The organism is Plantactinospora sp. A48 (assembly GCF_055793945.1).
Map to the genome: position 1 here is coordinate 26975 of NZ_JBTIXF010000058.1, position 12737 is coordinate 39711.

14 protein-coding genes are annotated in these 12737 nt (G+C 73.2%); 8 read left to right on the forward strand and 6 right to left on the reverse strand.

The window, feature by feature from the left end; all coding sequences use genetic code 11:
- The first annotated feature begins 63 nt into the window (after window positions 1-63).
- A complete protein-coding gene (locus ACXN5W_RS24080; RefSeq protein ID WP_473160630.1) occupies window positions 64-1092 on the forward strand; it encodes a S1C family serine protease in 1029 nt (342 codons plus the stop codon).
- Between the two features lie 46 nt (window positions 1093-1138).
- A complete protein-coding gene (locus ACXN5W_RS24085; RefSeq protein WP_473160631.1) occupies window positions 1139-2041 on the forward strand; it encodes a zinc ribbon domain-containing protein in 903 nt (300 codons plus the stop codon).
- A gap of 99 nt (window positions 2042-2140) precedes the next feature.
- Here the strand turns inward: ACXN5W_RS24085 and ACXN5W_RS24090 are convergent, their stop codons facing one another.
- Complete coding sequence (locus ACXN5W_RS24090) at window positions 2141-2713, reverse strand: DUF3000 domain-containing protein (protein ID WP_473160632.1); 573 nt, start codon at window positions 2711-2713, stop codon at window positions 2141-2143.
- A gap of 131 nt (window positions 2714-2844) precedes the next feature.
- Here ACXN5W_RS24090 and hemE point away from each other — a divergent pair, with 131 nt between their 5' ends.
- The 5 genes from hemE (at window position 2845) to ACXN5W_RS24115 (ending at window position 7765) form a co-directional block, all read left to right on the forward strand.
- Window positions 2845-3990, forward strand: a complete 1146-nt coding sequence (gene hemE, locus ACXN5W_RS24095) for a uroporphyrinogen decarboxylase (protein WP_473160633.1) — start codon at window positions 2845-2847, stop codon at window positions 3988-3990.
- A gap of 1 nt (window position 3991) precedes the next feature.
- Window positions 3992-5398 carry a protoporphyrinogen oxidase gene (hemG, locus tag ACXN5W_RS24100; RefSeq protein ID WP_473160634.1) on the forward strand — a complete coding sequence of 469 codons (1407 nt, stop codon included), beginning with the start codon at window positions 3992-3994 and terminating at the stop codon, window positions 5396-5398.
- Between the two features lie 13 nt (window positions 5399-5411).
- The gene (gene hemQ / locus ACXN5W_RS24105) at window positions 5412-6137 is read left to right on the forward strand and encodes a hydrogen peroxide-dependent heme synthase (RefSeq protein WP_473160635.1); all 726 of its coding nucleotides are present in this window, start codon (window positions 5412-5414) and stop codon (window positions 6135-6137) included.
- Window positions 6138-6454: 317 nt separating this feature from the next.
- A complete protein-coding gene (locus ACXN5W_RS24110) occupies window positions 6455-7354 on the forward strand; it encodes a DUF5753 domain-containing protein (protein WP_473160636.1) in 900 nt (299 codons plus the stop codon).
- A gap of 135 nt (window positions 7355-7489) precedes the next feature.
- Window positions 7490-7765: a DUF2087 domain-containing protein gene (locus ACXN5W_RS24115; RefSeq protein ID WP_473160637.1), complete on the forward strand. Its 276-nt coding sequence runs from the start codon at window positions 7490-7492 to the stop codon at window positions 7763-7765.
- Here ACXN5W_RS24115 and ACXN5W_RS24120 read toward each other — a convergent pair.
- The 3 genes from ACXN5W_RS24120 to msrB all read right to left on the reverse strand — a co-directional run bounded on the left by ACXN5W_RS24120 (window position 7750) and on the right by msrB (window position 9126).
- Window positions 7750-8247 carry a GNAT family N-acetyltransferase gene (locus ACXN5W_RS24120; protein ID WP_473160638.1) on the reverse strand — a complete coding sequence of 166 codons (498 nt, stop codon included), beginning with the start codon at window positions 8245-8247 and terminating at the stop codon, window positions 7750-7752. The two genes, ACXN5W_RS24115 and ACXN5W_RS24120, sit on opposite strands and share 16 nt — an antisense overlap.
- Window positions 8248-8345: 98 nt before the next feature.
- The gene (locus ACXN5W_RS24125) at window positions 8346-8606 is read right to left on the reverse strand and encodes a Prokaryotic metallothionein (RefSeq protein ID WP_473160639.1); all 261 of its coding nucleotides are present in this window, start codon (window positions 8604-8606) and stop codon (window positions 8346-8348) included.
- Between the two features lie 103 nt (window positions 8607-8709).
- A complete protein-coding gene (gene msrB, locus ACXN5W_RS24130; protein ID WP_473160640.1) occupies window positions 8710-9126 on the reverse strand; it encodes a peptide-methionine (R)-S-oxide reductase MsrB in 417 nt (138 codons plus the stop codon).
- A gap of 53 nt (window positions 9127-9179) precedes the next feature.
- Between msrB and ligD the strand changes: the two genes are divergently transcribed.
- Window positions 9180-10211 (forward strand): non-homologous end-joining DNA ligase, encoded by a 1032-nt coding sequence (gene ligD / locus ACXN5W_RS24135; RefSeq protein WP_473160641.1) that lies wholly within the window; start codon window positions 9180-9182, stop codon window positions 10209-10211.
- A gap of 22 nt (window positions 10212-10233) precedes the next feature.
- On the opposite strand, the gene ACXN5W_RS24140 is transcribed toward ligD, so the two are convergent.
- Both ACXN5W_RS24140 and ACXN5W_RS24145 read right to left on the reverse strand, forming a co-directional pair.
- Window positions 10234-10677 carry a GNAT family N-acetyltransferase gene (locus ACXN5W_RS24140; protein ID WP_473160642.1) on the reverse strand — a complete coding sequence of 148 codons (444 nt, stop codon included), beginning with the start codon at window positions 10675-10677 and terminating at the stop codon, window positions 10234-10236.
- Between the two features lie 19 nt (window positions 10678-10696).
- Window positions 10697-12322, reverse strand: a complete 1626-nt coding sequence (locus ACXN5W_RS24145) for an alpha/beta hydrolase (protein ID WP_473160643.1) — start codon at window positions 12320-12322, stop codon at window positions 10697-10699.
- Between the last annotated feature and the right edge of the window lie 415 nt (window positions 12323-12737).

Consider the following 12737-nt stretch of genomic DNA (forward strand, 5'->3'; position numbering starts at 1 on the left):
TCCCGCCCGTTTGTCGGGCTGTGCGAAGCTGATTCTGAACGCCAATGCGGGGGAGGACATTCGGTGTCGGTGGATCGTGACTTCGACGGGTGGCACGCCGCGCCGCCGCCGTGGAACTCTCCCGGTGCGCCACCGCCGGCCGTCGATCCGCGGTTTGGCCAACCGGTCGTTGATCCCCGCGCCGGCCAGCCGGGGCTCGTGTACCCCGGGCCATCGGGCGAGTCGTACTCCGGACCGCCGGCCGCGCGCCCGCCCGCCGCGCCGATCGGGCCCGGTTGGCCGGCTGCCGCGCCGGCGGCGCCCGTCGGACCGGTTCGCCGGTCCCGGCTGGGTGTGGTGCTGGTCGCGCTCGTCGGGCTGCTCGTGGTGACGTCCGCGGTTCAGGCGGTGCAGTTGCACCGGCTCGGCGGCCGGCTCGACGGTGCCGAGCGGCGGCTGGCGGCGCGGGACGACGCCGACGCACGCCGGATGGCCGACCTGGAGGGCCGCACCGGAGCGTTGGAGAAGCAGGCGGGCGCGGCCTTCAACCCGGAGGCGGTGGCCAGCCAGGTGCTGCCCAGCGTGTTCCGGGTACGGGCCGGCGACTTCACCGGGACGGCCTTCGTCATCGGGAAGCCGGTGACGGGCGGAGGCAGCCAGCTGCTCACGAATTTCCACGTCGTCGAGGCCGTCTGGCAGGCCGGTGGTCGCCGGGTCGATCTCGAACGCACCGACCAGCGGTTCCCGGCCACGATCGTCCGGGTCGACCGGAAGAACGACCTGGCCCAGCTCCGCACCACCGGCTCCTTCACCGGGCTGGTCCCGGCCGGCGAGGCGCCCCGACCCGGACAGCAGGTGGTGGTCGTGGGCGCGCCGCTGGGACTGACCGACACGGTGACCACCGGGGTGGTCAGCGCCACCCGCAAAGCCGACGCGAACGGCGGCCCGATGATCCAGTTCGACGCGCCCATCAACCCCGGCAACTCCGGCGGACCGGTGATCAACGGTGCGAAGCAGGTCGTGGGCATCGCCACCGCCAAGGCGCGGGACGCCGAGGGAATCGGGCTGGCAATCCCGATCAAGGTCGCCTGCTCCGGATTCGCCAACTGCTGACCGGCCCGGAAGCACCACGTCCGGCAATCCATCTCATGGAGAACTGATGTCCTACCCACCCCACCACTCGGACGAACCGACCCGCTACCAGCCGGCGCCGGACGAGTCCGGCTCCGCCGAGCCCACCGAACGGTTGGCCGCCGCCGGCCACCCGCCGCAGCAGCCCGCCGCCGGCTCTCCGGCCCCGCCCACCGCCGCCGGTCACCCGCCGCAGCCCACCGCGGGCTACCCGCCGCCGCAGCCCACCGCGGGCTACCCGCCGCAGCGGGCGACCGAGCCTCCCACCTGGCCCGCGTTCACCGCGCAGTCCGGCCCTACGGGTGCGCCGACCCCGGGCGCCAACCCGGGCGGGGGCTATCCACCGCCGTCCGGTCCGCCGTACCCGGTCTCCGGCCCGGGTCAGGCGCCCACGCCGGGCGGGGCCTACCCGCCGCCGTCCGGCCCGCCGTACCCCGTCTCCGGGCCGGGTCAGCCGTACCCGGTCTCCGGGCCGGGTCAGCCGTACCCGGTCTCCGGGCCTGGATTGCCGTACGGGCCGGCGGCCCCGCGAGCCCGACGGGACCCGCGGTTGCTGGCGCTGGTCCTGGCGGTCGTGGCGCTGTTCCTGTTCGGCGGTGTGATGTCCGGGTTGTTCGCCATGCGTTCGAGCGAGCTGTCGAAGTCCGAGCGGGCGGTGGCCGACCGCAACGCGACGGTGGCCGACCGGGACCGGGAGATCGAGGGGCTCAAGGCGGAGTTGCAGTCGACAAACGACCGGCTGAAGGCGATCGAGCAGGACCTGTCGGGCACCCGCAACGACCGCGACGAGCAGCAGCGGCAGAAGCAGGTCATCGGCAAGTGCCTCGACCTGCTGGCCGACGTCTTCGCGGCCCGGACGAAGACCGCGTTCGACAAGGCGATCAAGGCGGCCGAGAAGCCCTGCGACGAAGCCGACAGGTACGTCGACTGAGCCAGGAAGTGTGGCCCGCTCGCTCAGACGGCGCCGGCCGGTCGTCGCGTGGCCGACTCGGTCAGACGGCGCCGGCCGGTCGTCGCGTGGCCGATTCGGTCAGGCGGCGCCGGCCGGTCGTCGCTCGGGCAGCGCGCTGACCCCCGGCGGCGGCAGGCCGGCCGTGGAGGCCAGTAACGCACACCAGGCCAGCAGGTGTGCGGAGAAGTCCTGACTCACCGGCGTCCAGGAGGCACGCAGCTCCACGTCGCCGGCCGCCGGTGGTCCGGCGAGATCCCCGAACCGGGTGGAGACGGTCTGCGTCACCGTGCCGCCCAGCGCCCGGTAGCTCGCTCCGTGCGCCTCCAGTGCGTCGGTCAGCCAGGTCCAGCCGACCCCTGGCAGCAGCGGGTCGGCCGCGAGATCCATCTCCAGCTCGGCCGTGACGTACGTGACCAGCCGCAGAGTGCCCTGCCACGCCTCGTGCCCGGCCGGATCGTGCAGCAGGATCAGCCGGCCGGTGGCGACCTCCTCGGTGTCGCGGACCACCACGGCGCTCAGCGCGAACGCGTACGGGGCCAGCCGCTGCGGCGCGCCGACCTCCTCGATCCGGATCTCCGACCGGGGTGCCACCGCGCGGAGCCCCGCCACCGCGCGGGTGAAGAGCTCGGGGAGCACGGTCGGGGCGGCCATGTCCGCAGCCTATGCCGATCCCGGGCGGCCGGACCCCCGGCGCGCCGGGGGACGGCTCCGGGTGGTCCGGCCGGTCACAAAAGCGGGCGGTGCCGACCGGTGGTCCCGTCCCACGTGGCACCATGACGCCGATGAGCACGACGACCGCGGGCAGCGCTGCCCACCATGGAGGAACCGGCGAAGCGCCGGTCGCTGCCGGTGCCACCGCTCCGGGCCGGGCTGCCGTGACCGGCCAGGCCGGTTCGACCGGCCGGCCGGAATCCGCGCTGGTCCGGGCCGCCCGGGGTGAACCGGTGCCGCACACCCCGGTCTGGTTCATGCGCCAGGCGGGCCGCTCGCTGCCGGAATACCGGAAGATCCGGGCCGGCATGCCGATGCTGGAATCCTGCCGGCGACCGGAACTGGTGACGGAGATCACCCTGCAACCGGTCCGCCGGCACGGAGTGGACGCGGCGATCCTGTACAGCGACATCGTGGTGCCGGTGGCGGCGGCCGGGGTCGATCTGGACATCGTGCCCGGCACCGGTCCGGTGGTGGCCGAGCCGATCCGGACCACGGCCGACGTCGAGCGGCTGCGCCCGATCGGGCTGGACGACGTGGCGTACGTGGACGAGGCCGTCCGGTTGCTGGTCGCCGAGCTGGGCGAGACCCCGCTGATCGGGTTCGCCGGCGCGCCCTTCACGCTGGCCAGCTATCTGATCGAGGGCGGTCCGTCCCGTACGCACGCCCGGACCAAGGCGCTGATGTACGGCGCGCCGGAGACCTGGCACGCGCTCTGCACCCGGCTCGCCGAGATCACCGGTGAGTTCCTGCGGATCCAGGCCGCCGCCGGGGTGTCCGCCGTGCAGCTCTTCGACTCCTGGGCGGGCGCGCTCTCCGAGGCTGACTACCGGCGCTTCGTCCTGCCGCACTCGCGGGCCGTGCTCGAACGGCTCGCCGACGCGGGTATCCCGCGGATCCACTTCGGGGTCGGCACGGCCGAGCTGCTGGGCGCGATGGCGGAGGCCGGGGCCGACGTGGTCGGCGTGGACTGGCGAACCCCGCTGGACGCCGCGACCGTCCGGATCGGACCGGACAAGGCCGTACAGGGCAACCTCGACCCGTGCCTGTTGTTCGCGCCGTGGCCGGTGATCGAGACCGAGGTCCGTCGGGTCCTGGTCGAGGGCCGGGCCGCGCCCGGACACATCTTCAACCTCGGGCACGGGGTGCTACCGGAGACCGACCCGGACGTGTTGACCCGGGTGGTCGAGCTGGTACACACCGCGTCCGCGCGCTGACATGCGGTCCGGGCGGCGGATCGCCGTGGTCGGTGGCGGCATCACCGGGCTGGCCGCCGCGGTCCGGTTGCGCGACCGCGCACCCGCCGGCACCGAGATCACCGTGTACGAGCAGTCCGGCGCGCTCGGCGGCAAACTGGCCACCGGCAGCATCGCGGGCTCGATGGTGGAGCTGGGCGCCGAGTCGTTCCTGCTGCGCGACCCCACCGGTGCCGACTCGGGCGCGGTGGAGCTGGCCCAGCGGCTCGGCCTGGGCGCCGACCTGGTCAACCCGACCACCGGCAGGGCGGCCCTGGCCATCGCCGGTGGGCTGCGCCCGGTGCCCGGTGGCACGCTGGTGGGCGTACCCGGGGATCTGGCGGCGGTGGCCACCGTGGCCCAGCCGGCCGCGGACGCCGACCGGGACGCCGGCCGGCCGTTGCTGGGGCCGGACGAGGACGTCGCGGTCGGCGCGCTGGTCCGGCGGCGGCTCGGCGACCAGGTGGTGGACCGGCTGGTCGACCCGATGCTCGGCGGTGTCTACGCGGGCCGGGCCGACCGGCTTTCGCTGGCCGCCACCATGCCGGCGCTGGCCCGGACCGCGCGTACCGAACACACCCTGGCCGGCGCGGTCCGGGCCGCGCAGGCCGCCGCCCCACGCCGGCCCGGCGCGCCGGTCTTCGCCACCGTCGCCGGCGGGCTCGGCCGGCTGGTCGCGGCGGCGGCCTCGGCCAGCGGCGCGACGGTACGGCTCGGCAGCACCGTGCGCGAGTTGAGCCGTACCCCAGACGGGTGGCGGCTGGTGCTCGGTCCCGTCCCGGAGCCCGAGGTGGTGGAGGCCGACGCGGTCCTGCTCGCCCTGCCGGCCCGGCCGGCGGCCCGGTTGCTCGCCGGGGTGGACCGGGCGGTCGCCGACCGGGTGGGCCGACTCGACTACGCGAACGTCGCCCTGGTCACCCTGGCCCTGCCGGTGCCGGAACTGCCCGCGCTGTCCGGGTTCCTGGTGCCGGCCGAGGCGGGCACCCTGGTGAAGGCCGCCACCTTCGTCACGACCAAGTGGGGGCACCTGGCCCGGCCGGACGGCATCGCGCTGGTCCGGGCGTCGCTGGGCCGGTACGGCGAGCAGGACCGGTTGCACCGGCCGGACGACGAGCTGGTCGCCATCGCCCACCGGGAGCTCGGCGAGCTGCTCGGCACGCCGTTGCCGACGCCGGTGGACAGCGACGTGCGGCGCTGGGGCGGCGCGCTGCCGCAGTACCCGCCCGGGCACCTCGTCGAGGTGGCCGCGGCCCGCTCCGCCCTGCGCGCCGCACACCCCACCCTGGCGCTGGTCGGCGCCGGCTACGACGGCGTCGGCATCCCGGCGTGCGTCCGGTCCGGCGAGACGGGCGCCGAAGAGATCATCAAGGCCCTGGAGGAGTCGTCATGAGCGAGGAGCCGTCATGAGCGAGGAAACCACCACCGGCACCGCCGGGCAGACCAACGCGGCCCGGCTGCGCGAGCTGAACGACACCATCCGGTACACGATGTGGTCGGTGTTCCGGGTGGCCAACCCGCTGCCGGCGCTGCGCGACGGGCTCAGCGGCGAGGTGGAGTCGCTGTTCGAGGAGCTGGCCGGCAAGGACGTGACGGTACGCGGGACGTACGACGTCTCCGGGCTGCGGGCCGACGCCGACCTGATGATCTGGTGGCACGCCTCGTCCAGCGACTCGCTCCAGGAGGCGTACGGGCGGCTGCGGCGCACCCAGCTCGGCCGCCACCTGACCCCGGTCTGGTCGCAGCTGGCGCTGCACCGGCCGGCCGAGTTCAACAAGAGTCACATCCCGGCGTTCCTGGCCGGCGAGGAGGCTCGGGCGTACCTGTGCGTCTATCCGTTCGTCCGCTCCTACGAGTGGTACCTGCTGCCGGACACCGAACGTCGGGAGATGCTGGCCGAGCACGGTCGGCTGGCCCGTGGCTATCCGGACGTCCGGGCCAACACGGTGGCCTCGTTCGCCCTCGGCGACTACGAGTGGATGCTCGCCTTCGAGGCCGACGAGCTGCACCGGATCGTGGACCTGATGCGCGACCTGCGGGCCTCCCGGGCCCGCCGGCACGTACGCGAGGAGGTCCCGTTCTACACCGGGCGGCGCCGCTCGGTCGCCGAACTGGTCAACTCGCTGCCGTAGCGGGCCTGCCCGCGCCGGCTCGCCCCGTCGGCTCATCCGGCTCGCCCCGTCGCCCCGTCTGGTCCGGGTGGGTCCGGCTTCTGCCGCCCGCTGGGCTCCGGTGCCGGCTGGCCTCCTGTGTCCCCTGGCCCTGTGTCCGCTGGCCCTCTGCTATCCCCTGGCCCCCTGTGTCCGCTGGCCCCTCCCCGCGGTCCGCGTCGATCCCTACCGTCGATCATGACGAGCCGGTCCGCCGTCACCCGTCCCGCCGGCCACCACCGGCGGGTACGCGGGCGGCGGCGGACCGGAACCGCGGCGCGAGTGGGAGGGATCGCCCGATGGACCAACCGGCCTCGACCGTGCCCCTGCGACAGCTGGGCCGCTGCCTGCGGCGGCTGCGGGACCGGCGCAACCTGTCGATGCGGACGGTGAGCGAGGCCGTCGGCTGTTCCCGGCAGAAACTCTGGCGGCTCGAACGCGGGACCGGTCCGGTCCGCCCGACGGACATCCGGTTGCTCTGCGCGTTCTACCAGGCACCGGCCGAACTGGCCGGCCCGCTGCTGGAACTGGCCCGCCAGGCACCCGGGCGGGGCTGGTGGCAGGCCGACGACGAGGCCCTGCCCGACTGGCTCGACCCGTACGCGCCGATGGAGGCCGAGGCCGTCCGGGTGCGCTGTTACGCGGCGGAGCTGGTGCCGTCCCTGCTGCGCACCACCGGGTACGCGGCTGAGGTGCTCCGGATCGAGCGGCCGGACTGGTCCCCGCAGCGTCGCAGTCATCGGATCGAACGGACCCGGCGACGGCAGCGGATCCTCGGTACCGCGCACCCGCACCAGACCCGGCGCGGCCCTGTCCGGCGCGGGGAGCGGCCCACCAGCCTGGAGTTCGTGCTCGCCGAACCCGTCTTGCGGCGGCGGGTGGCCGACGCCCGCGCGATGGCGACCCAACTGGTACGCCTCATCGAGCTGGCGGACCTGCCAGCGGTACGACTGCGGGTGCTGCCGCTGGCTGCCGGGCCGCATCCGGCCGCGTCCGGTGGCAGCTTCACGCTGCTGGACTTCGTCGACCCGGGCCGTGAGCCCAGCGTGGTGCGCCGGGAGGGACCGACGGGGGCGCTCTACCTGGACCGACCGGCCGAGGTGGCCCGGCACGAGGCGATCTGGGCCCGGCTGATCGGGCTGTCGCTGTCGGAGCTTGAGTCGGCGGCCTTCATCGCCTCGTTCCTGCCGGACGGCTGAGCGGTGCCCGGCACGCCGGTGTTCCTGCCGGGCGGCTGAGCGGTGCCCGGCACGCCGGTCGGCCGGGCGGCTGAGCGGTGCCCGGCACGCCGATCGGCCGGGATACCCGGTTGCGCCCGTCGGTACGGTTCGAGGATGACCCTCGATCGGGACCGGGTGCTGCGCACCTTCCTCGCCGATGGCCGGTTGATCAGCATGCCGGCCAAGGCAGCGAAGCGCCGGATGGTGCTGGAACAGATCGTCGCCGAGTTCGAGCCGGGGATCCGCTACACCGAATCCGAGGTGAACCTCAAGCTGCGGGCGGTCTACGAGACCGACTGGGTGGCCCTGCGGCGGTACCTGATCGACGAGCGGCTGATGGCTCGCGAGGACGGGTGGTACTGGCGGATCGGCGGCTACGTCGAGGTGTGAGCCGGGCGGCGCATGGGCTCAGCCGGGCGGCGCATGGGCACGTGCGGGATGCCGTCCTCGACGTACTCAGCGCCGCTGACCGTGAAGCCGTAGTGGGCGTAGAAGTCGACCAGGTGGGACTGCGCGGACAGCACGCAGGACCGGTCACCGACCAGCTCCAGCGCAGCGGTCAGCAGCCGTCCGGCCAGCCCGGTGCCCCGGGACCGGCGGGCCACCGCGACCCGCCCGATCCGGTGCGTGCCGTCGGGCTCGACAAGCGTCCGCAGGTACGCCACCGGCCCGGTGCTCCCGGGATCGCCGTCGTGCTCACCGGCCTGGGCCAGCCACAGGTGCCGGGTGCCGGGTTCGAGATCCCGTCCGTCCAGCTCCGGGTAGGGGCACTCCTGCTCCACCACGAACACGTCCACCCGGAGCCGAAGCAGCTCGTACAGGGTTGCGGCGTCGAGGTCGGCGAACGCGGCGACACGCGGCTCGAACGGCATCCCGCGATGGTAGACGCCACCCTGAGGACTGAGATCTTGGAATCCCGCTGCCCCCGGAGGGGGAACGGGATTCCAAGATCTTCCGTGCGGGTGAGGGATCAGGCGGGGTGGGCGCCTACGGTGTCCCTGATCTCCGCGGCCCGGTCGGTCTCGACCGCCCGCGCGCAGTGGGCGCAGCAGAAGAACCGGCCGCTGACCTCGACACCATGGCCGACGATCTTCAACTCGCAGTGCTCGCACACCGGAGCCAGCTTGTGGATCGCGCACTCGAACGAGTCGAAGGTGTGTACGTCTCCGCTGACCGTGCGGACCTCGAGCGCCATCCAGTAGTCGTTTCCGCAGACTTCGCAGGTCGCCATGGTTTCAGAACCCCCCTGATTCGGACATATACCTCAGGGTGCTCGTGTCAGTCCGGATCGGCAACCAGAACGCCGAAACGCGCGGAAGGGACGCCGGCCAGCGTCAGCCGGCGTTCCCCGCGGGTTCCAGCCGCATCGACACGGAGTTGATGCAGTACCGGGCGTTGGTCGGGGTGTAGCCCTCGCCGTCGAACCGGTGACCCAGGTGCGAGTCGCAGTTGGCGCACCGGACCTCGGTCCGGACCATCCCGAGCGACCTGTCCTCCACGTAGCGGATCGCACCCGGCAGCGCCTTGTCGAAGCTGGGCCAACCGCAGTGGGAGTCGAACTTGGTGTCGCTGGCGAACAGTTCGGCGCCACAGGCCCGGCAGTGGTACATCCCGGGCGTCTTCGTCTCGACGTACTCGCCGGTCCACGGGGCCTCCGTGCCGGCCTGGCGCAGGACCCGGAACTCCTCAGGGGAGAGCCGGACCCGCCACTCGTCCTCGCTGTGCGGTAGTTCGTTCTCGTTCAAAGCCACGAACCAAGGGTACGGCGGCGCTGGTCCGCGCCGGTGGCCTATCGTTCTACGACATGGCCGGCAACGGAAAGGCGAAGCCCGTCGAGGTCGAGGTGGCGGGGCAGACCGTACGGCTGAGCAGCCCGGACCGGGTGATGTTTCCGGACCGGGGGTTCACCAAGAAGGACGTCTTCGACTACTACCTGTCGGTGGGGGACGGCATCCTGCGGGCCCTGCGGGATCGCCCCACCACCCTGCAACGCTTTCCCGCCGGCCTCGGTGGCGAGACGTTCTTCCAGAAACGGGTGCCCACCCGGGGCGTACCGCCGTGGCTGCGGACCGCGGAGATCACCTTTCCCAGCGGTCGTACCGCCGACGAGCTCTGCCCGGCGGACCTCGCGCATGTGGCCTGGGCCGCCCAGATGGGCACCGTGGTGTTCCATCCCTGGCCGGTCCGGCTGGGGGAGCCCGACCGGCCGGACGAGCTGCGCGTCGACCTCGACCCGCAGCCGGGCACCGACTTCGGCCACGCGGTGGAGGCCGCCGGTGAGCTGCGGGCGCTGCTGGACGAACTGGGCGTGGCCGGGTGGCCCAAGACCTCCGGCGGCCGGGGCGTACACGTCTATCTGCGGATCGAACCGCGCTGGACCTTCGTGCAGGCCCGCCGGGCGGTGATCGCGCTGGCCCGCGAGTTGGAGCGGCGCCGGCCGGACCTGGTCACCACCTCGTGGTGGAAGGAGGAACGCGGGGAACGGGTGTTCGTGGACTACAACCAGATGGCCCGCGACCGGACGATCGCCTGCGCGTACTCACTGCGGGCCAACGCCCGCGCCACCGTCTCCACCCCGCTGACCTGGGACGAGCTGACCGAGGTGGAACCGGACGACTTCGACCTGGGTACGGTGCCGCAGCGGATCGCCGGATCGGGTGACCCGCACGCCGGGATCGACGACGCGCCCTGGGACCTGACCCCGCTGCTGGACTGGGCGGACCGCGACGAACGGGACGGCTCCGGTGACCTGCCCTATCCGCCCGACCACCCGAAGATGCCCGGCGAGCCGAAGCGGGTCCAACCGTCCAAGGACCGCGACCGGAAGGCCGGCTGACCCGGGCCCGCGCCGGCGCCCGTCAGAGGGTGAGTTTCATGCCCTCGTGGCTGGCCACGAAGCCGAGCCGGAGATAGAACCGGTGCGCGTCCGCGCGCGACTTGTCGGTGGTCAACTGAACCAGTGCGCAACCCCGCTCGCGGGCCCGGTCGACGGCCCAGGCCATCATCTGCTCGCCGATGCGCTGTCCCCGCCGGTCGGAGCGAACCCGGACCGCCTCGACCAGCATCCGCTCCGCGCCGTGCCGGGCCAGCCCCGGAATGAAGGTGAGCTGCATGCAGGCCACCACGGTGCCGTCGTCGTCACCGACGATCTGGCGGTTGCGCGGGTCGGCGTCGATCGCCGCGAACGCCCGTTCGTACGCCTCGTCCACCACCGGATGATCGCGGTTGCGCCCGATGACGTCGTCGACCAGCAGGTCGATGATGGCGGGCAGGTCCGCGCGGACGGCCTCACGGAAGATCACCGGAACAGGTTACCGTCCGCTACTTCGGTGGACAGCGCTGGCCGACCGGCGGCAGCGCGAGATCGAGCAGATATCCGTCGACCGCCCTGGTGACGCAGGTGGTCTGCGGGTAGGCGGTGTGGCCCTCGCCCTCCCAGGTGAGGACCCGGCCGACGCCGAGCATGTCGGCCAGCCGTTGGGTCTGCTCGTACGGGGTGGCCGGGTCGCCGGTCGTGCCCACCACGAGGATCGGTGCGGCACCGTTCGCCCGGCCCGTCGGGTAGGGGTCCGCCGCCACCGGCCACTCGGCGCAGCTGAGCAGCCCGGTCGCCAGCGGCGCCCCGAACAGCGGGTACTTCGCCCGCCACCGCGACTGGAGGGTGCGAGCCTGCTCCGCGGTGGGCCGCTGGGCCTGGTCGGCGCAGTTCACCGCCAGGTTGGCGTCGAACTGGTTGGAGTAGTGACCGCTGGCGTCCCGGTCGGCGTAGAGGTCGGCGAGCCGGAAGACCGCGCTCGGGTTGCCGCCGGCCAGCTGGTCGATGGCGGTGGCCAGTTCCTCCCAGCCCGACTCGCTGTACAGCGACGACACGATGGCGTAGAAGACCCAGCCGGGAGTCGCCTCCCGCCCGCCGCTGCCGGTTACCGGGGACACCCGGGCCTTGGCGAGCGCCTCGGTCACCGCGGCACGGGCGTCGGGGGCGATCGGACACTTCCCGGGGGTTGCCGCGCACCAGTCCGCGAAGTCGTTGAACGCCTTCTCGAAGCCCTTCGCCTGGCTCTCCGAGCCGGTGATCGTGTCCTGCTTCGGGTCCACCGCGCCGTCCAGCACCATGGCCCGGACGTTCGTCGGGAAGAGCTGGGCGTAGGTGGCGCCCAGCAGGGTGCCGTACGAGTACCCGAGGTAGGTCAGCTGCCGATCGCCCACGGCGGTGCGTACCGCGTCGATGTCCCGGGCGGCCTGCTCGGTGGAGTAGAGCCGTAGCTGGTCGCCGTACCTGGCCGCACAGCCGGCGGAGATCCGCTTGGCGAGCGTCACCAGTTCGTTGAACTGGCCCGGGGTCTCCGGGTCCGGCTCGGCGCCGAAGTTCGCATCCAGGTCGGCGTCCGAGATGCACTTGACCGGACTCGACCGCTTGACTCCGCGAGGGTCGAAACCCACGATGTCGAACCGTCGGGTCACCTCGTCGGGCAGCCCACCGAAGGCCGGCCCGTACGACAGGTAGATGGCGGTGTCGACGCCGGATCCGCCGGGTCCGCCCGGGTTGATCACGAGCGAGCCGATCCGGCCGCTCTGCCGGGTGGACCGGGCCCGGATCAGCGCGATCTCGAAGGTCCCGGCCGAGCCCGCGCCTCCCGGGCTGACCGAGGGCCCGGGGCCGCCCTTCGCCGGCCACTGCCGGGGTACGGCGATGGTCGCGCAGTCGTACCGCATGTTGGCCGGCGGATTGCGGTTGGTCAGCTCCCGTGGCATGTCCGGGCACGGCTTCCAGTTCGCGGCGCCGGCCGGTTGCGGGGCCGCCGCGGAGTGGCCGTCGGTGGTGTTCGGCGCGAAGGGTGGCAGCGTGCAACCACCCACCAGCAGAACGCCGACGACAGCGCCGACCAGGGCGGGCAGACGCCGACGCTGGTTGGTCGATCTGACGCCGGTTCGCAGGGTGCGGGCCACGAACATCCTTCCCCGTGATCTTCCGGGTCCAGGCTACGCCCCCGTGCCTGCCGGTCCACCGCGAGTACACCCATCGGCGACCGAGCAGCGCTGGCCTCCTGGCGGTCTGGTGTGGGTCCTTGGTGAGGCCGTCCTCGCACCGGCCTGGCTGGTGGTGGGGTGCGGCCGGTCGTGGGTGGTGGTCCGGGTCCTGGTGGTGACGTTCCGGGTGGTGGGAGTTTCGGGTGTGGGGATGCTGCTGGCCGGGCCCCGGGTGGGGGTCCGGCCAGCAGCGTGGTGGTGTGGGTGTGGGGTTGGTTGGGGTGGGTCAGCTGTTCCAGTGGTGGGTGACCAGGTCGGTGGCCTGGGTTTCCCATTGGGCGTAGGCGTCGGGGTAGGCCGAGACCTGAACCTTCTGGGCGGCGTCGGTCAGGGG